Source organism: Pseudomonas sp. FG1 (genome assembly GCF_034313875.1).
GTDB lineage: Bacteria > Pseudomonadota > Gammaproteobacteria > Pseudomonadales > Pseudomonadaceae > Aquipseudomonas > Aquipseudomonas veronii.
Genome location: NZ_JAVIWP010000001.1, coordinates 6,000,708 through 6,023,807, shown reverse-complemented (window position 1 = coordinate 6,023,807; position 23,100 = coordinate 6,000,708). Strand labels below are relative to the sequence as shown.

General features: G+C 60.0%; 20 protein-coding genes. 19 read left to right on the top strand and 1 reads right to left on the bottom strand.

From position 1 onward, the window contains the following. Window positions 1-13 precede the first annotated feature (13 nt). Entirely contained in the window at window positions 14-802 is a 789-nt protein-coding gene (locus RGV59_RS27670; RefSeq protein ID WP_126585474.1) for a hypothetical protein, read from the bottom strand. A gap of 596 nt (window positions 803-1,398) precedes the next feature. On the opposite strand from RGV59_RS27670, the gene RGV59_RS27665 reads away from it, so the two are divergent. From RGV59_RS27665 to fliG, 19 genes are all read left to right on the top strand, one after another. Continuing rightward, on the top strand, window positions 1,399-2,139 hold the full coding sequence (locus RGV59_RS27665) for a flagellar basal body rod protein FlgF (protein ID WP_026139820.1): 741 nt from the start codon (window positions 1,399-1,401) through the stop codon (window positions 2,137-2,139). 67 nt (window positions 2,140-2,206) lie between these two features. Next, window positions 2,207-2,992: a flagellar basal-body rod protein FlgG gene (gene flgG, locus RGV59_RS27660; protein ID WP_017845362.1), complete on the top strand. Its 786-nt coding sequence runs from the start codon at window positions 2,207-2,209 to the stop codon at window positions 2,990-2,992. Window positions 2,993-3,045: 53 nt separating this feature from the next. After that, window positions 3,046-3,741, top strand: a complete 696-nt coding sequence (gene flgH, locus RGV59_RS27655; protein WP_017845363.1) for a flagellar basal body L-ring protein FlgH — start codon at window positions 3,046-3,048, stop codon at window positions 3,739-3,741. Window positions 3,742-3,768: 27 nt separating this feature from the next. Next, window positions 3,769-4,857, top strand: a complete 1,089-nt coding sequence (locus RGV59_RS27650; protein ID WP_162231513.1) for a flagellar basal body P-ring protein FlgI — start codon at window positions 3,769-3,771, stop codon at window positions 4,855-4,857. Between the two features lie 4 nt (window positions 4,858-4,861). After that, window positions 4,862-6,127 (top strand): flagellar assembly peptidoglycan hydrolase FlgJ, encoded by a 1,266-nt coding sequence (gene flgJ / locus RGV59_RS27645; RefSeq protein WP_017845365.1) that lies wholly within the window; start codon window positions 4,862-4,864, stop codon window positions 6,125-6,127. Window positions 6,128-6,137: 10 nt separating this feature from the next. After that, window positions 6,138-8,180: a flagellar hook-associated protein FlgK gene (gene flgK / locus RGV59_RS27640; protein WP_102618108.1), complete on the top strand. Its 2,043-nt coding sequence runs from the start codon at window positions 6,138-6,140 to the stop codon at window positions 8,178-8,180. A 14-nt stretch (window positions 8,181-8,194) separates the two neighbouring features. Then, window positions 8,195-9,796, top strand: a complete 1,602-nt coding sequence (locus RGV59_RS27635) for a flagellar hook-associated protein 3 (protein ID WP_057003861.1) — start codon at window positions 8,195-8,197, stop codon at window positions 9,794-9,796. Window positions 9,797-10,075: 279 nt separating this feature from the next. Further along, window positions 10,076-11,005 (top strand): ketoacyl-ACP synthase III, encoded by a 930-nt coding sequence (locus RGV59_RS27630; RefSeq protein ID WP_126585473.1) that lies wholly within the window; start codon window positions 10,076-10,078, stop codon window positions 11,003-11,005. Window positions 11,006-11,282: 277 nt separating this feature from the next. Next, window positions 11,283-12,698 carry a flagellin gene (locus RGV59_RS27625; RefSeq protein WP_057003863.1) on the top strand — a complete coding sequence of 472 codons (1,416 nt, stop codon included), beginning with the start codon at window positions 11,283-11,285 and terminating at the stop codon, window positions 12,696-12,698. 73 nt (window positions 12,699-12,771) lie between these two features. Beyond that, window positions 12,772-13,122, top strand: a complete 351-nt coding sequence (locus RGV59_RS27620; RefSeq protein WP_126585472.1) for a flagellar protein FlaG — start codon at window positions 12,772-12,774, stop codon at window positions 13,120-13,122. An 80-nt stretch (window positions 13,123-13,202) separates the two neighbouring features. Further along, on the top strand, window positions 13,203-14,606 hold the full coding sequence (gene fliD / locus RGV59_RS27615; protein ID WP_126585471.1) for a flagellar filament capping protein FliD: 1,404 nt from the start codon (window positions 13,203-13,205) through the stop codon (window positions 14,604-14,606). Between the two features lie 140 nt (window positions 14,607-14,746). Continuing rightward, window positions 14,747-15,151: a flagellar export chaperone FliS gene (fliS, locus tag RGV59_RS27610; protein ID WP_102618111.1), complete on the top strand. Its 405-nt coding sequence runs from the start codon at window positions 14,747-14,749 to the stop codon at window positions 15,149-15,151. A 24-nt stretch (window positions 15,152-15,175) separates the two neighbouring features. Then, on the top strand, window positions 15,176-15,472 hold the full coding sequence (locus tag RGV59_RS27605) for a hypothetical protein (protein ID WP_057003867.1): 297 nt from the start codon (window positions 15,176-15,178) through the stop codon (window positions 15,470-15,472). 170 nt (window positions 15,473-15,642) lie between these two features. Then, window positions 15,643-17,118: a sigma-54 dependent transcriptional regulator gene (locus RGV59_RS27600; RefSeq protein ID WP_017845374.1), complete on the top strand. Its 1,476-nt coding sequence runs from the start codon at window positions 15,643-15,645 to the stop codon at window positions 17,116-17,118. A gap of 111 nt (window positions 17,119-17,229) precedes the next feature. After that, a complete protein-coding gene (locus RGV59_RS27595; RefSeq protein WP_126585528.1) occupies window positions 17,230-18,441 on the top strand; it encodes a sensor histidine kinase in 1,212 nt (403 codons plus the stop codon). Between the two features lie 6 nt (window positions 18,442-18,447). Continuing rightward, entirely contained in the window at window positions 18,448-19,824 is a 1,377-nt protein-coding gene (locus tag RGV59_RS27590) for a sigma-54-dependent transcriptional regulator (protein WP_017845376.1), read from the top strand. A 131-nt stretch (window positions 19,825-19,955) separates the two neighbouring features. Further along, window positions 19,956-20,285, top strand: coding sequence for a flagellar hook-basal body complex protein FliE (gene fliE, locus RGV59_RS27585; RefSeq protein WP_046382518.1), 330 nt, complete (start codon window positions 19,956-19,958; stop codon window positions 20,283-20,285). A 16-nt stretch (window positions 20,286-20,301) separates the two neighbouring features. After that, window positions 20,302-22,080, top strand: a complete 1,779-nt coding sequence (gene fliF / locus RGV59_RS27580; protein WP_017845378.1) for a flagellar basal-body MS-ring/collar protein FliF — start codon at window positions 20,302-20,304, stop codon at window positions 22,078-22,080. Beyond that, complete coding sequence (gene fliG, locus RGV59_RS27575) at window positions 22,073-23,092, top strand: flagellar motor switch protein FliG (protein ID WP_010563975.1); 1,020 nt, start codon at window positions 22,073-22,075, stop codon at window positions 23,090-23,092. Before fliF ends, fliG begins: the two co-directional genes overlap by 8 nt. The last annotated feature ends 8 nt before the right edge of the window (window positions 23,093-23,100 follow it).

Sequence of the window (23,100 nt, the reverse complement as noted above, 5' to 3'; positions counted from 1 at the left end):
TGACACGGCGGCGTCAATACATCGCGTAGCTTGGATCTTGATGGATGAGCACGGTGTCATCTGTTTTTTTCTCAACCCAGGCCATGTAAGGCGCTTCATTGGGTGGGGGGGAAAAGAGTGTGGTCAGTGCGTAGTCTTTATGGTTCTGCAGTTTTTCAAGGCTCTGATTGATCTCTGGGGGAAGGCGCCCGTACTTTCCGGATCTCAGTTCGTTGGCAGAAACCCCTTCGTTGTTATAGGTGGGTATAAGCATTGATAAGTCGATATGTTCAAGCAACGCTGAGCCATTGGGCGGAAATACCGTTCCCTCTGTAGAACTTTCGATTTCAATGGGGCTGCCGCCGTTTTCAGGGAACCATGCCAATGATCCGCTCATTGAGTCATTCTCCTCTTTAACACGGGAGACCAATTGGTAGTTTTGGTTCTTATCCAGTTTTTCCAGTTCCCTGAGTGCGCTGTGCGATAACGCTCCAAACTTGCCGCTGCGTACATCGTTGGCGGACACGCCCAGGCCGGTCTCGATGGTCCTGCCGGGGATGTTGTCCAGCAGCTCCAGGAACGCCGAGGTCGTCGGGTCTAGGTCGCAACAGGGCGGCAGTGTCCCGGCATCGTATTCCCCAGCTCGGCTTTCCCAGTATTCTTTATTGTTAGGATTCAGCTCCGGGTGTATCTCCAACTCGCGCCGTTGTTCGGGTGATAGGCTGCTTAATGGCTCGAACCGGTCTAGAATTTCGTTATAAGAAAATTGTTTTTGCCAAGTTGTCGTCATGTGCGTATGGGGTGCATTATCAATACCAGGCATTTCAGTATCCTTGGAAAATAATAAGTTGATAAGGTGCGAATGATCGGAAAGTAGTCGTGACCGCTTTGCGTCGCACCGAAGTTACGGGTGCTGTATTTGAACGCCAAGTGGGTTTTGATCAGTAAATGTAAAAAGCTATCGGACTATTCTTGTTTGGAGTTGGCTTTGTCGGGGTTTTATAAAAAACAAGCCAGCTACATATGTACTCACGCATTTACGGGGCCGTCAGGCATATGGTTTTTTTGGCGCTTGTAATGGTCGGACAACAAAACCTCGGCCCCATCGTTTTGAGGTGACCAACGGGGAGGCAAGTGCCCAGTGGCTTGCCAAGTGTTTCAGCGGTTCGGCGTGCTCCGCGCTCCACCCATGCGTAGCGCTTGAGCGCCGGGAAAAGCCTGCGGGACACCAACCGTTGCCGTCTGCGGCATAACTCCGCCGTTTTTTCGACTCCGCCTGGGCCTGCCTTTTTTCACGCCTTGCCGCAAACCCTTGCCCCGCTTGGGCTTTCTGCACTTTTTGAAAGTTGGTTCGCAAATTGCTTAAGCCTCATCAGTACAGCGGTGGGCGGCAAACGTCCGTCAGAAAGAGGATAGAGCGTGGACAAGTACCTTTACGTGGCAATGACCGGCGCCAGCCAGAATGCTCTGGCGCAGAAGGCCCATGCCAACAATCTGGCGAACATTTCCACCAACGGCTTCCAGCGTGACCTTGAGCAGGCGCGCTCGATGCCGGTGTTCGGTGACAGCTTTCCGGCGCGGGCGTTTGCCATGACCGAGCGGCCTGCCACCGACTTCTCTCCGGGTGCCATGATCGAAACCGGTCGTGACCTCGATGTGGCGGTCAGTGGTGACGGTTGGATGGCCGTGCAAACCCCCGATGGCGGCGAAGCCTACGTGCGCAGCGCCAGCATGAATGTGGATGCGCTCGGCGTGCTGCGGGCCGGCAATGGCATGCCGATCATGGGCAACGGTGGTCCGATCGCCGTGCCGCCGCAGCAGAAGATCGAAGTAGGCGCCGACGGCACCGTCAGCATCCGCGCAATGGGTGAAGGCCCGCGGGTGATGGCTGAAGTGGACCGGATCAAGCTGGTCCAGCCCGATCTCAAGAACATGACCAAAGGCCTGGACGGCACCATCCACACCAAGGACGGCCAGCCGGCCCAGGCCGACGCGAACGTCAAGCTGACCTCGGGGTTCCTGCAGGCGAGCAACGTCAATGCGGTGGAAGAAATGACCGCGGTGCTGGCGCTTTCCAAGCAGTTCGAGCTGCACATCAAGATGATGAACAGCGCTAAAGAAGACGACCAGGCCATGACCCGCGTTCTGGCGATGAGCTGATAGCGGTTTCACTGAATACTAATTTTGCGGCGCAGCGCCAACAAACAGGCGCACGAAGGAGAACAGCATGCTTCCGGCTCTATGGGTTGCCAAAACAGGTCTGTCCGCCCAGGACACCAACCTGACCACCATCTCCAACAACCTGGCGAACGTTTCGACCACGGGCTTCAAGCGTGATCGCGCCGAGTTCCAGGACTTGCTCTATCAGATCAAGCGCCAGCCAGGCGCCCAGTCGACCCAGGACAGCGAACTGCCGTCGGGCCTGCAATTGGGTACCGGTGTGAAGATCGTCGGCACCCAGAAGAACTTCACGGCCGGTAACCTGCAGCAAACCGGTCAGCCTCTGGATATGGCGATCAACGGCAAAGGGTTCTTCCAGATCCTGCAACCAGACGGGACGACGTCCTACTCTCGTGATGGTTCTTTCCACTTGGACTCCAACGGCCAGATCGTCACGTCCAACGGTTTCTCCCTGGAACCGGCCATTATCGTGCCGGCCAATGCCCAGACCTTCACCGTCGGCAACGATGGCACCGTGTCCATCACCGTGGCGGGCAACCCGGCGTCGCAAGTGATCGGCAACCTGCAAACCGCCGACTTCATCAACCCGGCCGGCCTGCAAGCCATCGGCGGCAACCTGTTCCTGGAAACCGCCTCCAGTGGCGCGCCGCAAATCGGCACCCCGGGCTTGAACGGCTTCGGCACCACGCTGCAAAGCACCCTGGAAACCTCCAACGTCAGCACAGTGGAAGAGATGGTCAACATGATCACCACTCAGCGTGCCTACGAGATGAACTCCAAGGTGATTTCCACCGCCGACCAGATGCTTTCGTTCGTTACGCAGAATCTGTAATCAAGTCTATGGGGCGCTCCTGAGGGCGCCTGCAACACCGTGAGGTTAGGGTCATGAATCGCTATGTTTCCGTTCTGGCATTGAGTGGGATTGCCGTGCTCGCGGGCTGTGTCGCCCCGACGCCAAAACCCAATGACCCGTACTACGCGCCGGTGTTGCCACGCACACCGCTGCCGGCGGCGGCCAATAACGGCTCGATCTACCAGGCCGGTTTCGAACAGAACCTGTACAGCGACCGCAAGGCGTTCCGGGTCGGTGACATCATCACCATCACCCTCAACGAGAAGACCACGGCCAGCAAGAACGCCAACTCGCAGGTGGGCAAGACCAGCAAGACCGGTATTGGCCTGACCTCGTTGTTTGGTGCCGTGCCGAACACCAACAACCCCTTGGGCAGCGGTGACTTGAGCTTGAGCGCAGGCTACAGCGGTGACCGCGCCACCAACGGCAAGAGCTCCTCTGGACAGAACAACAGCCTGACCGGTTCGATCACCGTGACGGTGGCCGATGTATTGCCCAACGGCATCATCGCCGTGCGCGGTGAGAAGTGGATGACCCTCAACAGTGGTGACGAGCTGGTACGCATCGCCGGCATGGTCCGTGCCGATGACATTGCCACCGACAACACGGTGCCTTCGACGCGTATTGCCGATGCGCGCATTACCTACTCGGGTACGGGTTCGTTTGCTGATGCGAGTCAGCCGGGCTGGTTCGACCGTTTCTTCCTTAGCCCGCTGTTCCCTTTCTAGGTGGCCACTTTGAAATTCAAACAGCTGATGGCGGCGGCACTGTTGCTGTCCCTGAGCGCAGTCGCCCAGGCTGAACGCCTGAAAGACATCGCCAGCATTTCCGGCGTGCGTTCTAACCAGTTGATCGGCTACGGCCTGGTGGTCGGGCTTAACGGTACGGGTGACCAGACCACCCAGACCCCGTTCACCCTGCAGACCTTCAACAACATGCTCTCGCAGTTCGGCATCAAGGTGCCGTCGGGCTCGGGCACCGTGCAGCTGAAAAACGTCGCGGCCGTGTCCATCAGTGCCGACTTGCCGGCGTTCTCCAAGCCGGGTCAGGTGGTGGACATTACCGTGTCGTCCATCGGTAACTCGAAAAGCCTGCGCGGCGGTACCCTGTTGATGACGCCGCTCAAAGGTATCGACGGCAACGTCTACGCCATCGCCCAGGGCAACCTGGTGGTGGGCGGGTTTGACGCTGAAGGCCGCGACGGTTCGAAGATTACGGTGAACGTGCCATCGGCCGGGCGCATCCCTGGCGGCGCCACGGTTGAACGCACCGTGCCCAGTGGCTTCAACCAGGGCAACAGCCTGACCCTGAACCTCAACCGTTCCGACTTCACCACCGCCAAGCGTGTGGTCGACAAGATCAACGACATGCTCGGCCCTGGCGTGGCCCAGGCTATCGACGGTGGCTCGGTCCGGGTCACCGCGCCGCTGGACCCAAGCCAGCGCGTGGATTACCTGTCGATCCTGGAAAACCTCGAGGTCGACCCCGGCCAGGCAGTGGCCAAAGTCATTATCAACTCGCGCACCGGCACTATCGTGATCGGCCAGAACGTCAAAGTGTCGCCGGCCGCGGTGACCCACGGCAGCCTGACCGTGACCATTACCGAAGACCCGATCGTCAGCCAGCCTGGGCCGTTGTCCAATGGCCAGACCGCCGTGGTACCGCGCTCGCGGGTGAACGCCCAGCAAGAAGCCAAGCCAATGTTCAAGTTCGGCCCCGGCACCACCCTGGACGAGATTGTCCGCGCGGTGAACCAAGTGGGCGCGGCGCCCGGCGACTTGATGGCGATCCTCGAAGCATTGAAACAGGCCGGCGCCTTGCAAGCCGACCTGATTGTGATCTGAGGCCATGGCCATGGATATGCGCAACAGCGGGATCAGCAGCACGGCGGACTCGGGGTCTTATTCCGACCTGAACCGGCTTAACCAGCTCAAGGTCGGCGCCGACAAGAACAGCGACGGCAACATGCGCAAAGTGGCGCAGGAGTTCGAGTCGCTGTTCCTCAGCGAGATGCTCAAGTCGATGCGCTCGGCCACCGACGCCCTGGGCAAGGACAATCCGCTGAACACTCCGGCCGCCAAGCAGTACCAGGAAATGTACGACCAGCAGTTGGCTGTCTCGATGTCCCGCGAAGGCGGGGGTATCGGCCTGGCCGACGTGCTGATGCGTCAGATGCAGAAGAACAAGCCGGTGGACGCCCAGGCGGCCACCTTGCAGGGCCCGGCGGCGGCTGAGCCGGTGAAGAAAGTCGACGTACCGACGGAAATCGCCGCCGGCACCCAGGCGGCCGGGCCGCTGGGCCGCTCCAATGGCCAGCGCCCACTGTGGGCCTACCGCGTGGCAGTCCCCGAAGGCGCCAGCGCTCACACCAACGACGTGGCTCTGATGAACCAGCGCCGTCTCGCCTTGCCGAGCAAACTGACCGATCGACTGCTCGCCGGCATCGTGCCGAGCGCGCCGGTCGCGATCGATGCCAATCGCGCGCCACTGCGTAACAGCGTCGCCGATGACAACGTGATCAACAGCAGCGCACGCAGTTTTGCCGTGCCCAGCGGCCGCATGCAGGTCTACGGCCGCGCCGTGGCCCAGCCGCCGTTGGCGCCGGCGAAGAAAGCCTTCAGTTCCCAGGACGAATTTGTCGCCACCATGTTGCCGATGGCCAAGGCTGCCGCGGCGCGTATTGGTGTCGATCCGAAGTACCTGGTGGCCCAGGCCGCCCTGGAAACCGGTTGGGGCAAGTCGGTGATGCGCGCCGACGACGGCAGCAGCAGCCACAACCTGTTCGGTATCAAGGCCGGCCAGAGCTGGCAGGGCGGCCAGGCCCGCGCGATCACCAGCGAGTTTCGCGATGGCGCGATGGTCAAGGAAACGGCGCAGTTCCGTTCCTACGATTCCTACCAGGACAGCTTCCATGACCTGGTGACGTTGTTGCAAAGCAATGATCGCTATAAAGAAGTTGTGAAGTCAGCCGACAACCCGGAACAGTTTGTGCGCGAGTTGCAAAAAGCCGGGTATGCCACCGATCCGGACTACGCCAGCAAGATTTCGCAGATCGCAAAAACGATGAACAGTTACCAGAACTACGCTGTCGCGGGCGCGACCACTCATTTATAAGGTCTGAACCATGAGTTTGCTCAATATCGGGATGTCGGGGCTCAACGCCGCTCAAGGATCGTTGTCGGTCTTAAGTAACAACATCGCCAACGCCAATACCGCAGGCTACTCGCGTCAGCAGACCACTCAGAACGCCAGCGCTTCGAACCAGTACGGCGGTGTGTTCATCGGCAGTGGCACGACGTTGGCGGATGTGCGGCGGGTCTATAACGAATTCCTGGACGCGGCCTACCAGAACAGCACGTCGCTCAACAGCGATGCCAAGGCTTATGCCGGTCAGGTCAGCGCTGTCGACAAGACCTTATCGGACAAGACCACCGGTATGTCCTCGGTACTCAGTGCTTTCTTCTCCGCGGTGCAGACCGCGGCCGCCAACCCCAGTGACACGTCCGCCCGGCAGGTGCTGTTGACCAGCGCGCAGACCCTGAGCAACCGGTTCAACTCGATCTCCTCCCAGTTGAACCAGCAGAAAGAGTCGATCAACGGCCAGTTGAGCACCATGAGTGATCAGGTCAATCAGTTGACCTCCTCGATTGCCTCGCTCAACAAGCAGATCAGTCAGGTCCAGGGCTCGACCAACACCGCGCCGGCCAATCTGCTGGATGCGCGTAATGAGGCCGTGCGCTCGCTCAATGAGCTGGTAGGGGTGACCACCAGTGAAAAGAACGGTGTGTTCAGTGTCAGCACCGGCTCGGGCCAGTCCCTGGTGCTGGGCGACCAGTCCAACAGCATTTCCGCCGTGCCGAGCAAGAGCGACACTAGCCAGTACACCATTGAGATGAACGCGGGCGGCGGGACCTCTATGGACCTGGGCAACGTGCTGTCCGGCGGCAGCATCGGCGGGTTGCTGCGTTATCGCAGTGATGCACTGATGCCGGCGATCAACGATCTGGGGCGTATCGCCCTGGCGACGGCCGATACGGTCAACAATCAGTTGGGCCAAGGCCTGGACCTGAATGGCGACTTCGGCACCTCGCTGTTCAAGGACATCAACAGCGCGACAGCGATTGCCCAGCGCAGCCAGGGCGCCGTGGGTAACAGCAGTGCCGGCAACCTGAATGTGAGCATCGCCGATACCAGCAAGCTGTCGACCTATGACTATAAGGTCACCTTCAGCAGCGCCAACAATTACACCGTGGTGCGTTCCGACGGCAAGGCCATGGGCGCGTTCGACGTCACCACCACGCCGCCGCCGGTGATCGATGGGTTCACCTTGGCGTTGGATGGCAAGGGGGCGATGGCGGCGGGCGATAGCTTCAAGGTCAGCCCCACCGCGACTGGCGCCACCCATATCGGCACCGATATGACGGACTCCAATAAAATCGCGTTTGCCGGGCCTTTACTGGGCGAAAGCAGTAAAACCAATCAGGGGACTGGCACTTTCACACCACCGAGCCTGACGCTGCCGATCGACATTCATGGCGGCGCGACTACCGCTCAACTGCGCGCCGGGATTGAACACTCAATGCCGGTGAAGATGGTCTTCGGCAAGCCGGCAGCCGACGGTACCCAGGCCTACACGCTCAACGATGCTCAGGGCAACTCGATAGGCAGCGGCACGATTGTGCCGGGCCAGGGTAACAAGATCACCGTCAACGTACCGATGCGCGATGCCAGTGGTGCGCTCGTCGTACCGGCCGCGAGCTTCGGTTTCGATACGACCGTCGGCGGCTCGCCGACCGATGGCGACAGCACCACGTTCTCTTTCAATGCTTCCGGCAGGTCGGACAACCGCAATGCCCAGGAACTGCTCAATCTGCAGACCAAGGCCTCGGTCGGTCTGGCCGATGGCAGCGGGGGTGGGGTGAGCCTGGTCGCGGCCAACAGCCGCCTGGTGTCCACCGTGGGGGCCAAGGCCGCCTCGGCCACTACTGACACCACGGCCACCGGCGCGTTGTTGACGGCCAACAAAAACGCACGCAACTCGGTGTCCCAGGTCAACCTGGATGAAGAGGCGGGCGACATGATCAAGTTCCAGCAGTACTACACCGCGTCGTCGCAGATCATCAAGGCTGCGCAAGAAACCTTCACTACGCTGATCAATAGTCTTTAAGGGAGTCTGGGACGATGCGAATTTCTACACAGCAGTATTTCGAAACCAGTTCCGCCAAGTATTCGGATAACTATTCCAGTGTGGTGAAGGCCCAGGATCAGGCCAGTTCCGGTGTGCGTGTGCAAACCGCCGCGGATGATCCGGTGGCGGCCGCCCGTTTGTTGTTGTTGCAACAGCAGAAAGACATGCTGGGTCAGTTCAATGGCAATATCACCAGCCTGAAAAACTCCCTGACCAACGAAGAAAGCGTGCTCAGCTCGATCAACGACGCCTTGCAGCGCGCCACTCAGTTGGCCCTGCGTGCCGGCGGCTCGATCAGCGATGCCGATCGCCGCTCGATTGCCAGTGAAGTCGGGGCGATCGAGGATCAGGTCCTGGGCATGCTCAACAGCAAGGACTCTTCCGGCAACTACCTGTTTTCCGGTTCCAAGACCCAGACCCCGCCCTACAGCCGCAACAATGACGGCACTTACAGTTATCAAGGCGATGAAACGCCGCTGACCCTGCAAGTCTCCAATACGTTGAAGATCAGCGCCGGTGATACCGGCAAGACCATTCTGGAGGGCGCCGCCAACACCAGTCGCACCCAGGCCACATGGCTTGCCCCTGTGCCTCAGACGGTGCCGCCGACGGTCAATGACAACAAGGTTGCGCTGTCGGCCGGCTTGGTGACTTCAAGCGCCGACTACTCCAACAAGTTCGCCGACGGCCAGCCGTACAAGCTGACCTTTACCAGCAGCACCCAATACAAGGTGTCCGATAAGAACGGCACTGACGTGACCTCGGAGATTGCGGGTAACGGCACCTTCGATGCCACCAAGGAAGGCAGCACCAGCGTGGCACTGCGTGGGGTGAAGTTCGACATCACCATGGGCCTCGGGGATGTTGCCCCGGGCGCCAACTCCGATGCGCTGGTCAAGGATCGCTCGTTCAGCCTGGAAGCCAAGCCGGATACGTTCAGTATCTCGCGCACGCCAAGCAACACGTCCACTGCGCAATTGAACGGGGCCACCGTGTCCAACCAGACGGACTATGCCAGCACGTTCCCGAGCAACAGCGGAGCGCTGATCAAGTTCACCAGCGCGACCGCCTACGAGGTGTACGCCCAGCCCTACACGGCCGCTAGCAAAACCATTGCCACCGGTGATACCGGTGGCGGTACGACCTTGACGGCGGCCGGGGTGACGTTTGACATCAGCGGCGGTACGCCACAAGCGGGCGATCAGTTTTCCGTCGGTGCCAATACCCAGAAAACGCAGAATGCGCTGGACACCCTCGGCCAATTGCGCAAGGCGCTGGAGCTGCCGGCCGACGGTAATCCGGCGGCGACGGTCAAGCTCAAGGACGTGCTGGATGCCTCCATCAGCAACTTGGCCAACTCAATGTCCCAGATCACTAACGTGCGCGGTGACATCGGTGCGCGGGGGAACGCCCTGGATATTCAGTCCGGCGAAAACACCAGCATCGGTCTGGCCAACACCAGCACCATGAGTGACCTGGCTAACGTCGACATGGGAGAGGCGGCGATCAATCTGACGCTGCAGCAGACCATGTTGCAGGCTTCACAGCTGGCCTTCGTTAAAATTTCCCAGTTGAGCCTGTTCAGCAAAATGTGATTTCAGCGTGACAACACCGCGGCCCACTCTGGAAACAGGGTGGGCCGTTGTCGTTTTTACGGCTCAATTGTTCAAAGGTTTTGCATAAACCGCACAAAATTGAGTGACCTGTGAGTCATAAAGCGCATCTTCACTGTATCGTATGAAAAGGATAAGTCGTCACAGGGTCCTTGCGGGACGGCTTTCAGCGAAATTGTCATGGGGTTATCCCCTTTATTGTCAGCACTCCAGGCGTCGTCCGAGGGGTGTTCTCCAGCTATTTAGTATTGGGAAGCCACAATGATTGGCATAAAAAGCATCGCCAGTTACGTGCCGGCCGACGGGATCGATAATTACGCCCAGGGTGCCAAATTCGCCAAGGATGAAGAGTTCATCATTGGCAAGATCGGGTCGGCATTCCTGCCGCGCAAGGAAGCTGGGCAGGAGACCTCCGACCTGTGTGTCGAAGCGGTCAATGCATTGTTTGCCAACAACCCGCAGTTGAAGCGTGAGTCCATCGACGCGCTGATCGTCGTCACCCAGAACGGCGACGAAGAGGGCTTGCCCCACACCGCCGCCATCGTCCAGGACAAGCTCGGCCTGCCGACTCACGTCGCCGCCTTTGACCTTTCCCTGGGTTGCTCCGGCTACGTCTATGGCATCTACGCGATGAAGGGCTTCATGGAGGCCACCGGCCTGAAGAACGGCCTGCTGATCACCGCCGATCCGTATTCGAAGATCGTCGACCCGGAAGACCGCAACACCACCATGCTGTTCGGCGATGCCGCCACTGCGACCTGGATGGGTGAAGATGCCTCGTGGTTGCTCGGCAAGGCCAAGTTCGGCACCGACGGCTCCGGCGCACCGCATTTGAAAGTCAGCGATGGCGTGTTCTTCATGAATGGCCGCCAGGTGTTCAACTTCGCCTTGCTCAAAGTGCCGGCGCACTTGCACGCGCTGCTCGATGAGTCGGACCTCAAGGCCGACGACATCGATGCCTTCTGCATTCACCAGGGCAGTGCGGCGATCGTCGACGCCGTGGCGCGGCGTTTCGAAGATGCGCCAGTGGAAAAATTCATCAAGGACATGGTCGAGACCGGCAACACCGTGTCGTCGAGCATTCCGTTGCTGCTGGAAAAGCACGCGCTGGACTCCACCTGGAAACGCGTGGCAATCAGCGGATTTGGGGTGGGCCTGTCCTGGGGCTCGGCGATTCTCTATCGTCCGTGACACCTGAATAGGTTGCACGCGCTTCAAGCATGAAGACGCCGATGATCGAACGATCATCGGCGTTTTTTATTTGACGCCAGAAAAACCAATGAAATCAGGCCTTTTTGCCGGACTAAGCCCTTGAATTACAAGGGGTGGCACGGTGCTAGTAAAAAAAATCAAAAAACTCCTCAAGCAACCGGCTACCACGACGATAACTATTACGTAGGTTCTCTAGGCCACACCCGGCGGTTGCCAGGGCCGGAAGCCGCAGTATCCATCCAACGAGGATTTCGTCATGGCTTTAACAGTAAACACCAACATTGCTTCCATCACTACCCAGGGCAACCTGAACAAAGCTGGCAGCTCCCTGGCCACTTCCATGCAGCGCCTGTCTTCCGGCCTGCGTATCAACAGCGCTAAAGACGACGCTGCCGGCTTGGGTATTGCTACCCGCATGACTAGCCAAATCAACGGCCTGGGTCAAGCAGTCAAGAACGCCAACGATGGTATCTCCATCGCGCAAACCGCTGAAGGCGCAATGCAGGCTTCGACCGACATTCTGCAAAAAATGCGTACCCTGGCTCTGTCTTCGGCTACTGGCTCCCTGAGCACCGACGACCGTAAGTCGAACAACGACGAATACCAGGCTCTGACTTCGGAACTGACCCGTATCTCGCAAACCACCACTTTCGGCGGCCAGAAACTGCTGGACGGTTCGTACGGTACTAAAGCTATCCAAGTTGGCGCCAACGCTAACGAAACCATCAACGTAAGCCTGGACAACGTTGCTGCCAACAACATCGGTTCGCAGCAGATCAACAGCCTGGGCATCACCCCTGGTGCTGGTGTTGCTGGTGGCGCAATCGCTGTGACTGGTAACGGTCAGTCTACCAGCGTAACCGTAGCTGCCGCTGCTTCCGCTAAAACCATCGCTGCCCAACTGAGTGGCGCCGTCGGTGGCCTGAGCGCTACTGCCAGCACTGAAGCTCAGTTCGTTGTCGGCGCGGGTGCTGCTGCTGCTCCGGCTTCGTTCACCATGACCGTTGGCGGCCAAGCCACCACGTTCGTCGGTGTGAAAGATACCGCCAGCCTGGCTGACCAACTGAAGTCGAACTCCGCCAAACTGGGTATCAGCGTTAACTACGATGAATCCAAAGGCACTCTGTCGGTTAAATCCGACACTGGTGAAAACCTGGCCTTCAGCGCTTCGACCGCTGCCGGTACCATCACTGTTGCGACCAAAGACGGTTCCGGTACCTACGGTACTGCTACTGCCCTGGCTGACGGCATCATCGCTACCGGTGCTGTGAACATGAACTCCTCCAAGGGTTACTCCCTGGAAGGTGCTGGTGTGACCGGTCTCTTCGGTGCCGCGACTTCCGCTGCCTCGGCCAAGACCTCCGTATCGCAGACCGACGTGACTGACGCCACCAAGGCTCAGAACGCTGTGTCCGTGATCGACCAGGCTATCGCTACCATCTCCAGCTCCCGTTCGGGCCTGGGTGCTGTTCAGAACCGTCTGACCAGCACTGTGGATAACCTGACCAACATCCAGAAAAACACTACATCTGCCCGTAGTACTGTTCAGGACGTCGACTTCGCTTCCGAAGCCGCTGAACTGACCAAGCAGCAAACTCTGCAGTCGGCTTCCACCGCGATCCTGTCGCAGGCTAACCAACTGCCATCCGCTGTACTGAAGCTGCTTCAGTAATCACGGCGCTGGGTAAATGATGGGGGGCGCGTTTACGTGCCCTTTCGTCTTTTCCAATCAGAGGAGATTGGGCATGGACATGAATGTAAAACTGAACTTGTCTTATCCGCCACAGGCCCCTCAAGGCCCCGTGGCACCTGTGGTTGCTGACAAAGACAAGACTAAGGTTGAGCCGGCCGCGCCAGCCACGGACAAGCCCCAAAAGGGCGATCTGGAAAAAGCGGTCACCGATATTAAAGAATTCGTACAAGCGGCCCAGCGTAATCTGGATTTTTCCATTGATGATTCCACCCATAGGGTTGTGGTCAAGGTCATTGCCACCGACACCGGTGAAGTGATCCGCCAGATTCCCTCGGAAACGGCCTTGAAGCTGGCGCAAAGTTTGTCCAGCGCCAGTCACGTATTGTTTGACGACAAGGCTTGAGCTGGCATGAAAATTGTTGCTGTTACGGCTTGAAGTGTTCTTCGTCAAGATAACGGCAGCCACCGTAAAGGAGAAAGATGATGGCGGGTACAACGATTACTGGCGTGGGGTCGGGCTTCGACACCCAGGCAATTGTGAAATCCCTGGTGGATGCCGAGCGAGCGCCGAAACAGGCGCAGATCAACACCCAATCGCAAAAGGCAACTACCCAGCTGTCGTCGATCGGCAAGATCCAGGCAGCCCTGGACGCCTTTCGTGGTGCGCTGACCAGCATGGGCACCGATAACAGCTTCAGTGGCTTGACCGGCACGTCTTCGGATGAAAAAGTCGCCACCATGACGGCCAACCAGGGGGCGTCGAACGGCAGCTTTTCGCTGATCGTCAACCAGTTGGCGAAGCCTTCGAAGTTGTCGACCACCAGTTTTGCCGGTGGCCAGTCGACGGTCGTCAACAGCACCACCAGCGCAAAGACGCTGACCATCTCGCAGTCGGGCAAGAACTTCGATCTGAGTGTGCCGGCGGGCGCAACCCTGCAACAGGTGCGCGACTCGATCAACTCGCAGTTCAGCACCGCAGGCCTGAGTGCCAACATCCTGACCGACTCCAATGGTTCGCGTCTGATCCTGACGTCCACCAAGGGCGGGTTAGGTTCGGACCTGACGATGTCGGGCAATTCCGGGATTGATACCGGCTATACCGTGGTCGACCCGCCTCAGAACGCCAAGTACACCATCGATAACATTCCTGCGGAATCCACCTCCAACAACATCACCGATGCGGTCAGTGGGGTGAGTATCAAATTGCTGTCACTGTCGCCCACGGTCACGGCCAACGATGCGAGTCAAAATCCGCCTCGTACAGCCATGACCATCTCGGTCAGCACCAGCGCCACCGCGCTGAAGTCCGGGGTCAAGGGCTTCGTCGACACCTACAACGCTCTGCTCAAGGCCATGAACGCCGAGACCAAGGTCACCAAGGATGCTGCCGGTAACTCCATCGCCGCAACCCTGACCGGCGACTCGACCATGCGTACCTTGCAGTCGGCGATCCGCAACGAGTTCAACGCACTGTCCGGCAACGGCACCTTGAAGTCTCTGGCGCAGTTCGGCGTCACGACCGACCAGGACACCGGGGCGCTGAGTATCGACAGCAAGCAGTGGGATAAGGCTGTCGCCACCAATGCTGCCGACATCAACAGTATTTTCAGCGGCAAGACCGGCTTGCTGGCGCGCCTGACGGCGGCTACCGATGGCTACGCCAAGGCCTCCACCGGGATTCTGGCGACGCGCACGACGTCGTTGGCCGACAGCCTGAAAGACCTGACCAAGCAACAATCCGATCTGGATGGTCGTCTCACGACGATGCAGGACGCCTTGACCCGCAAGTACACGGCCATGGACACGCTGGTGGCGCAGTTGCGGCAACAGAGCAGCAGCATCCTTGGTACGCTCAGTGCGCTGAGCAACTCCAAAAGCAGCAGCTGATTGAATGTGCGTGAAAAAGCCCGGGTCCATTGACCTGGGCTTTGTTCTTTATAGCGCCGGCGGGTTAAAGTTTTTTGCGATCCAGTCGACATAATGGTTACTGCAACCCATCTAGCTGTTGCCTGTCACGAGGTAGAAACATGAATCCCATGAGAGCCCTTCGCCAATATCAGAAGGTCAATTCCCATGCTCAGATCTCCGAAGCCAGCCCGCATCGCCTGGTGCAAATGCTGATGGAGGGCGGTCTGGACCGTATGGCGCAAGCCAAGGGCGCCCTGGCGCGTGGCGATATCGCTCAGAAGGGCCTGATGCTCGGCAAGGCTTCTGACATCCTCATTGGCCTTCGTGATGGCCTGGATGCGGAAAAAAGCGACAACAAGGAATACGTCCAGCAATTGGACGGTCTATATGTCTATATGACCAACCGTCTGATGGAAGCCAATTTGCACAACGATGTCGACATGATCGACGAAGTCGCTCGTCTGTTGATTACCGTCAAAGAAGGCTGGGATGGCATTGCCGCACCACAAGGTGCCGCACAGTAAGGCCTCGGCCTTGAGGAACTGATCATGAGCCAAGCACTGCAACGCATCGATGAAACCCGCGAAGCCCTGATCGGCGCGCTGGCGGAGCGCAACTGGGAAGCCGTTGGCGAACTGGACCTGGGCTGTCGCGCAGTGATTGATCAGGTACTCAGTGAAGCGCCGGTGGACGAGGACGCCCTGCGGGAAAAGCTGGAGAGCTTGCTGGCGGTGTACCAGCAGTTGCTTGAGGTGACGACCGGTGAGCGCCAGGCGATTTTCGAAGAGATGTCGCAGATCAACCGAGCGGAAAGTGCGTCAAAGGTTTACCATTTGTTCGGCTGAATGGGCTCAGTTAATCCGAACGGTGCGTCATATATTTGACTGTGCCAGCATTTTTGACTTAACTAGTGCTGTTTTCAGATTTCAGACGTCTAGTAAGGTAAGAAATCTTACAAGCGTCTAGATTGCCCTCACTCTGGGGCAGAGCGTTTTACTAGGGAAGTTGCTATTGCATGTGGCGTGAAACCAAAATTCTGCTGATTGATGACGATAGCGTCCGCCGCCGCGATTTAGCGGTGATTTTAAATTTTCTTGGCGAAGAAAATCTGCCCTGCGGTAGCCATGATTGGCAGCAGGCGGTCAGCTCGTTGTCCTCGAGCCGTGAAATCATTTGTGTGCTGATCGGGACGGTAAACGCTCCTGGCGCAGTTCTGGGCTTGTTAAAGACACTGTCAACCTGGGATGAGTTCCTTCCGGTGTTGCTGATGGGCGATATTTCTTCGCTTGACCTGCCGGAAGACCAGCGCCGCCGGGTGTTGTCCGCCCTGGAAATGCCGCCCAGCTACAGCAAATTGCTCGACTCCCTGCACCGCGCCCAGGTCTATCGCGAGATGTACGACCAGGCCCGTGAGCGCGGTCGTCATCGCGAACCCAACCTGTTCCGCAGCCTCGTCGGCACCAGCCGGGCGATCCAGCACGTGCGCCAGATGATGCAGCAAGTGGCCGATACCGACGCCAGCGTGCTGATCCTCGGCGAGTCGGGCACTGGCAAGGAAGTGGTCGCGCGCAACCTGCACTATCACTCCAAGCGCCGCGACGGGCCCTTTGTGCCGGTCAATTGCGGGGCGATCCCGGCAGAGCTGCTCGAAAGCGAACTGTTCGGCCACGAGAAGGGCGCCTTTACCGGGGCGATCACCAGCCGTGCCGGGCGTTTCGAGCTGGCCAACGGCGGCACCCTGTTCCTCGACGAAATCGGCGACATGCCGCTGCCGATGCAGGTCAAGCTGTTGCGCGTGTTGCAGGAGCGCACCTTCGAACGCGTGGGCAGCAACAAGACCCAGAGCGTCGACGTGCGGATCATTGCGGCTACCCACAAGAACCTCGAAAGCATGATCGAGGTCGGCAGCTTCCGCGAAGACCTCTATTACCGCCTCAACGTGTTCCCGATCGAGATGGCCCCGCTGCGTGAGCGCGTGGAAGACATCCCGCTGCTGATGAACGAACTGATCTCGCGCATGGAGCACGAAAAGCGCGGTTCTATCCGCTTCAATTCGGCAGCGATCATGTCCCTGTGCCGTCACGGCTGGCCGGGCAACGTCCGCGAGCTGGCCAACCTGGTGGAGCGCATGGCGATCATGCATCCCTACGGTGTGATCGGCGTGGTCGAGCTGCCGAAGAAATTCCGCTACGTCGACGAAGAAGACGAGCATCTGGTGGACAGCCTGCGCAGCGACATGGAAGAGCGGATTGCCTTCAACGGCCATACCCCGGACTTCGGTGCCAACGCGATGCTGCCGCCGGAAGGCCTGGACCTCAAAGACTACCTCGGCAACCTCGAGCAAGGGCTGATCCAGCAGGCCCTGGACGACGCCAACGGCATTGTCGCCCGTGCGGCCGAGCGCCTGCGTATCCGTCGAACCACCCTGGTGGAAAAGATGCGCAAGTACGGGATGAGCCGCCGAGACGGTGATGAACAGGCAGATGATTGACGCCTGTTTTTCAACTAACTGAAAACTAAGCGTATTTTTTTTAGGCACGGGTATTGCTACAGCCCTCGCAACGTTCCGTTTAACTGACGGTCAGCCAAGCGAGAGAGCATGATGCCCCACGCCGCCCAACTACCTTCGGCCCCTGAACTCCAGGGGCCTGTCCCGTCCGCCGAACAGCTTGGCCGGCATGGCCTTGAGCAGGCGTTCTCGCTGTTCAGTCAGATGTCCAGCCAGTTGACCGACTCCTACAGCCTACTGGAAGCGCGGGTCTCCGAGCTCAAGGGCGAGTTGGCGGTGGTCAGTGCCCAGCGCATGGAAGAGCTGGCCGAGAAAGAGCGCTTGGCCAACCGTCTGCAGAACCTGCTCGATCTGTTGCCTGGCGGTGTGATCGTCATCGACGACCAGGGCCGTGTGCGCGAAGCCAACCCGGCCGCCTGCGACCTGCTCGGGCTGCCGTTGGAGGGCGAACTGTGGCGCCATGTGATCAGCCGCTGCTTCGCGCCGCGTGAAGATGACGGCCATGAAATCTCCCTCAAGGATGGGCGCCGCTTGTCCATCGCCACTCGCTCCCTGGACGCGGAGCCCGGTCAACTGGTGCTGCTCAACGACCTGACTGAAACCCGTCACCTGCAAGACCAACTGGCGCGCCATGAGCGCTTGTCGTCGCTGGGTAGGATGGTCGCTTCTTTGGCGCATCAGATCCGCACGCCGTTGTCGGCGGCGTTGATCTACGCCAGTCATTTGACTGATGAGCAATTGCCCGCCGACACCCACCAGCGTTTTGCCGGACGCCTCAAGGAGCGCTTGCATGAGTTGGAGCACCAGGTGCGCGACATGCTGGTGTTTGCCCGCGGCGAATTGCCGCTGACCGACCGCATCACGCCGTCCGGCCTGATGCAGGCGTTGCAAGCGGCGGCCGCCACCCATGTGCAGGACGCCAATGTGCGCTGGCAGTGCGACAGTCACCAAGGCGAATTGCTGTGCAACCGCGACACCCTGGTGGGTGCGCTGCTCAACCTGATCGAAAACGCGACCCAGGCCAGCGGCCCCGGTGCGCGGCTCAAGGTGCATGTGTACGCCCGTGCGCAAACCCTGCGCCTGTGCATCAGCGACAGCGGCAGCGGTATCGAGCCGCAAGTGCTGCAGCGCCTGGGCGAACCGTTTTTCACCACCAAGACCAACGGTACGGGCCTCGGCCTGACGGTGGTCAAGGCCGTGGCGCGCGCCCATCAGGGAGAATTGCAACTGCGTTCCCGCTTGGGGCGTGGCACTTGTGCATTGATGACCTTGCCGCTGTTTTCATGCGCGGCAAGCGCGGAGTAAAAGGCTATGGCTATCAAGGTTCTGTTGGTGGAAGACGATCGTGCCCTGCGTGAGGCATTGGCTGACACGCTGCTGCTGGCGGGCCATGACTATCGGGCGGTCGGTTCTGCCGAGGACGCCTTGGCGGCGGTGGAGCAAGAAGCCTTCAGCCTGGTGGTCAGCGACGTGAACATGCCTGGCATGGACGGCCATCAGTTGCTCGCACTGCTGCGCGCACGCCAGCCGCAGTTGCCGGTGCTGCTGATGACCGCCCATGGCGCCGTCGAGCGCGCAGTGGATGCCATGCGCCAGGGCGCGGCGGATTACCTGGTCAAGCCGTTCGAGCCCAAGGCGCTGATCGAGCTGGTGGCGCGGCATGCCCTGGGGGTGATTCCAGTCGGCGAGGCAGACGGCCCGATTGCTTTTGAGCCGGCCAGCGCACAATTGCTGGAGCTCGCGGCCCGCGTGGCGCGCAGTGATTCCACCGTGTTGATTTCCGGCGAGTCGGGCACCGGCAAGGAAGTGCTGGCGCGCTATATCCACCAGCAATCGGGGCGCGCCCAGCAGCCCTTTATCGCGATCAATTGCGCGGCGATCCCCGACAACATGCTCGAAGCCACGCTGTTCGGCCACGAAAAGGGCTCCTTCACCGGCGCCATCGCGGCCCAGGCGGGCAAGTTCGAGCAGGCCGACGGCGGTACCATCCTGCTCGACGAAATTTCGGAAATGCCCCTGGGTCTGCAAGCCAAACTGCTGCGGGTGCTGCAGGAGCGTGAAGTGGAGCGGGTCGGCGCGCGCAAGCCGATCCAGCTGGATATCCGCGTGGTCGCCACCACCAACCGCGACCTGGCGGGTGAAGTGGCGGCGGGGCGCTTTCGTGAAGACTTGTTCTACCGCCTCTCGGTATTCCCCCTGGCCTGGCGCCCACTGCGCGAGCGTCCGGCGGACATCATCCCGCTGGCCGAGCGCCTGCTGAACAACCACGTCAAAAAAATGAAGCACGCCCAGGCGCGGCTGTCGGCCGAAGCCCAGGCATGCCTGATCGGCTACCCATGGCCCGGCAACGTGCGGGAACTGGACAACGCCATTCAGCGTGCGTTGATTCTGCAGCAGGGCGGCTTGATCCAGCCTCAGGACTTCTGCCTGGCCATGGGCAGCGGCGCCGCGCCGTTACCGAGCCTGGCGCCCGCGCCGCTGGTCGCCGAAGCCGAATCCGCCGGGGCCCTGGGCGACGATCTGCGCCGCCGCGAATTCCAGATGATCATCGACACCCTGCGCGCCGAACGCGGCCGTCGTAAAGAAGCGGCCGAGCGCCTGGGCATCAGCCCACGCACCCTGCGCTACAAGTTGGCGCAGATGCGGGATGCGGGGATGGACGTGGAAGCTTATCTGTTTGCTATCTGAGCGGTAACAAGGCCGACAAGTTTTGTCGCCTTTTCTTACAGGTTGATACAGAGCTGGCACCCTTGTTGCTACCACCCCTAGTAACCGCTGCGTAGTGTCAAAAAATTGCGGGTCGTCGGAGAGAGAAGGTCATGAGCCAGGGTATTGAGTTCAATCGGTTGATGTTGGATATGCGCTCCATGCAAATGGACGCCATGGCTCAACCGAAATCCGTCGCACAAGCGCCGGAATTGGGCCAAAGCAGTTTCGCCGATATGCTCGGCCAGGCCATCAACAAAGTCAGTGACACCCAGCAAGCCTCCAACCAGTTGGCGACCGCGTTCGAAATCGGCAAGAGCGGCGTGGACCTGACCGACGTGATGGTCGCTTCGCAGAAAGCCAGTGTGTCCTTTCAAGCCTTGACCCAGGTGCGCAACAAACTGGTCCAGGCTTATCAAGACATCATGCAGATGCCGGTTTAAGGACGAGATTTAAGTCATGGCAGAAGCAGTCGTGGACAACGTACCCGCCAAGACAGACGGCAAGCCGCCGCTGTTTGGCCTGTCGTTCCTGGAAAACCTCTCGGAAATGACCATGCTGCGTCAGGTGGGCCTGATGGTCGGCCTGGCGGCCAGCGTGGCGATTGGTTTTGCTGTGGTGCTGTGGTCGCAGCAACCCGATTACCGGCCGCTGTACGGCAGCCTGGCCGGTATGGACTCCAAGCAGATCATGGAAACCCTGGCCGCCGCCGACATCGCCTACACCGTGGAGCCCAACTCCGGGGCACTGCTGGTCAAGGCCGATGACGTCGCCCGGGCGCGCATGAAGCTGGCCGCCGCCGGCGTGACCCCGTCCGACAGCAACATCGGTTTCGAGATCCTCGACAAGGACCAGGGCCTGGGTACCAGCCAGTTCATGGAAGCCACCCGCTACCGTCGTGGCCTGGAAGGCGAACTGGCGCGTACCATCTCCAGCCTCAACAACGTCAAGGGTGCGCGGGTCCACCTGGCGATTCCGAAGAGTTCGGTGTTTGTGCGCGACGAGCGCAAGCCAAGTGCCTCGGTATTGGTCGAACTGTTTTCCGGCCGCTCCCTGGAGCCTGGCCAGGTACTGGCGATCATCAACCTGGTGGCCACCAGCGTTCCCGAATTGAGCAAGTCGCAAATCACCGTGGTCGACCAGAAGGGCAACCTGTTGTCCGACATGGCCGAAAACTCAGCGCTGACCCAGGCCGGCAAGCAGTTCGACTACAGTCGCCGCATGGAAAGCATGCTCACCCAGCGTGTCCACAACATCCTGCAACCGGTGCTGGGCAACGACCGCTACAAGGCTGAAGTGTCCGCCGACGTGGATTTCAGTGCCGTCGAGTCGACCTCCGAGCAATTCAACCCGGACCAGCCGGCCCTGCGCAGCGAGCAGTCCACCAGCGAACAACGCACCGCCAGCAACGGCCCGCAAGGCGTACCGGGTGCCCTGAGCAACCAGCCGCCGGCCCCGGCCTCGGCACCGCAAACCACTGGCGGCGCCGCCGCGACCGCGGGCGCCATCGCTCCCGGCCAGCCACTGTTGGACGCCAACGGTCAACAGATCATGGACCCGGCCACCGGCCAGCCGATGCTCGCTCCGTACCCGGCGGACAAGCGTAACCAGTCGACCAAGAACTTCGAACTCGACCGTTCCATCAGCCACACCAAGCAGCAACAGGGCCGGATCAACCGCCTGTCGGTGTCGGTGGTGGTCGATGACCAGGTCAAGGTCAACGCCGCTGACGGCGCCGTCACCCGCGCACCGTGGAGCGCCGACGAATTGGCGCGCTTCACCCGCCTGGTGCAGGATGCCGTCGGTTTCGACGCCAGCCGTGGCGACAGCGTCAGCGTGATCAACATGCCGTTCTCCGCCGAGCGTGGCGAAGTGATCGCCGAAGCGGCGTTCTACACCCAGCCGTGGTTCTGGGACATCGTCAAGCAAGTGCTGGGCGTGTTGTTCATCCTGGTGCTGGTGTTCGGCGTGCTGCGTCCGGTGCTCAACAACATCACCGGCAATGGCAAGAAACAACTGGCGGCCTTCGCTGGCGGCGACGTCGAGTTGGGTGGCATGGGCGGCCTGGACGGCGAACTGGCCAACGACCGCGTCAGCCTCGGCGGCCCGCAAAGCATCCTGTTGCCAAGCCCGAGCGAAGGCTATGACGCTCAGTTGAACGCAATCAAGAGTCTGGTGGCAGAAGACCCGGGCCGTGTGGCCCAGGTCGTGAAAGAGTGGATTAACGCAGATGAGTGATAATCGAGCCGCTGTTGCCAAACTCACCAAGGTCGACAAAGCCGCAGTCCTGCTGCTGTCCCTGGGTGAAACCGACGCCGCCCAAGTGCTGCGCCATATGGGCCCCAAAGAGGTTCAGCGGGTCGGCGTGGCCATGGCGCAAATGCGCAACGTTCACCGTGAGCAGGTCGAACAGGTGATGAGCGAGTTCGTCGAGATCGTCGGCGACCAGACCAGCCTGGGCGTCGGCTCCGACAGCTACATCCGCAAGATGCTCACCTCGGCCCTCGGCGAAGACAAAGCCAACGGCCTGATCGATCGCATCCTGCTGGGCGGCAACACCAGCGGCCTCGACAGCCTCAAATGGATGGAACCGCGCGCCGTCGCCGACGTGATCCGCTACGAACACCCGCAGATCCAGGCGATCGTGGTGGCGTACCTCGACCCGGACCAGGCTGGCGAAGTGCTCGGCCACTTCGACCATAAAGTGCGCCTGGACATCATCCTGCGCGTATCGTCGCTGAACACCGTGCAGCCGGCGGCCCTGAAAGAACTCAACACGATTCTCGAGAAGCAGTTCTCGGGCAACTCGAATGCTTCGCGCACCACCTTGGGTGGTATCAAGCGCGCCGCCGACATCATGAACTTCCTCGACAGCTCGGTCGAAGGCCAGTTGATGGACTCGATTCGCGAGATCGACGACACCCTGTCCGGCCAGATCGAAGACCTCATGTTCGTGTTCAACAACCTCTCCGATGTCGACGACCGCGGCATCCAGGCGCTGTTGCGCGAAGTCTCCTCCGACGTGCTGGTACTGGCCCTCAAGGGCTCGGACGAAGGCGTCAAGGAGAAGATCTTCAAGAACATGTCCAAGCGCGCCTCGGAACTGTTGCGCGACGACCTGGAAGCCAAAGGCCCGGTGCGCGTCAGCGACGTGGAAACCGCCCAGAAGGAAATCCTCACCATTGCCCGCCGTATGGCCGAAGCCGGAGAAATCGTTCTCGGCGGGAAGGGCGGCGAAGAAATGATCTAAGGCGCCTC

Excerpts from the sequence above, each read along its gene's own strand:
- RGV59_RS27670 (WP_126585474.1), bottom strand. The coding sequence starts at position 802 with ATGCCTGGTATTGATAATGCACCCCATACGCACATGACGACAACTTGG.
- RGV59_RS27605 (WP_057003867.1), top strand. The coding sequence starts at position 15,176 with ATGAGCCAAGCACTGCAACGCATCGATGAAACCCGCGAAGCCCTGATC.
- RGV59_RS27625 (WP_057003863.1), top strand. The coding sequence starts at position 11,283 with ATGGCTTTAACAGTAAACACCAACATTGCTTCCATCACTACCCAGGGC.
- RGV59_RS27635 (WP_057003861.1), top strand. The coding sequence starts at position 8,195 with ATGCGAATTTCTACACAGCAGTATTTCGAAACCAGTTCCGCCAAGTAT.
- RGV59_RS27590 (WP_017845376.1), top strand. The coding sequence starts at position 18,448 with ATGGCTATCAAGGTTCTGTTGGTGGAAGACGATCGTGCCCTGCGTGAG.
- fliD (WP_126585471.1), top strand. The coding sequence starts at position 13,203 with ATGGCGGGTACAACGATTACTGGCGTGGGGTCGGGCTTCGACACCCAG.
- RGV59_RS27650 (WP_162231513.1), top strand. The coding sequence starts at position 3,769 with ATGGCGGCGGCACTGTTGCTGTCCCTGAGCGCAGTCGCCCAGGCTGAA.
- RGV59_RS27600 (WP_017845374.1), top strand. The coding sequence starts at position 15,643 with ATGTGGCGTGAAACCAAAATTCTGCTGATTGATGACGATAGCGTCCGC.
- fliF (WP_017845378.1), top strand. The coding sequence starts at position 20,302 with ATGGCAGAAGCAGTCGTGGACAACGTACCCGCCAAGACAGACGGCAAG.
- flgJ (WP_017845365.1), top strand. The coding sequence starts at position 4,862 with ATGGCCATGGATATGCGCAACAGCGGGATCAGCAGCACGGCGGACTCG.
- RGV59_RS27620 (WP_126585472.1), top strand. The coding sequence starts at position 12,772 with ATGGACATGAATGTAAAACTGAACTTGTCTTATCCGCCACAGGCCCCT.
- fliE (WP_046382518.1), top strand. The coding sequence starts at position 19,956 with ATGAGCCAGGGTATTGAGTTCAATCGGTTGATGTTGGATATGCGCTCC.
- flgG (WP_017845362.1), top strand. The coding sequence starts at position 2,207 with ATGCTTCCGGCTCTATGGGTTGCCAAAACAGGTCTGTCCGCCCAGGAC.
- fliS (WP_102618111.1), top strand. The coding sequence starts at position 14,747 with ATGAATCCCATGAGAGCCCTTCGCCAATATCAGAAGGTCAATTCCCAT.
- RGV59_RS27595 (WP_126585528.1), top strand. The coding sequence starts at position 17,230 with ATGCCCCACGCCGCCCAACTACCTTCGGCCCCTGAACTCCAGGGGCCT.
- flgK (WP_102618108.1), top strand. The coding sequence starts at position 6,138 with ATGAGTTTGCTCAATATCGGGATGTCGGGGCTCAACGCCGCTCAAGGA.
- RGV59_RS27630 (WP_126585473.1), top strand. The coding sequence starts at position 10,076 with ATGATTGGCATAAAAAGCATCGCCAGTTACGTGCCGGCCGACGGGATC.
- fliG (WP_010563975.1), top strand. The coding sequence starts at position 22,073 with ATGAGTGATAATCGAGCCGCTGTTGCCAAACTCACCAAGGTCGACAAA.
- flgH (WP_017845363.1), top strand. The coding sequence starts at position 3,046 with ATGAATCGCTATGTTTCCGTTCTGGCATTGAGTGGGATTGCCGTGCTC.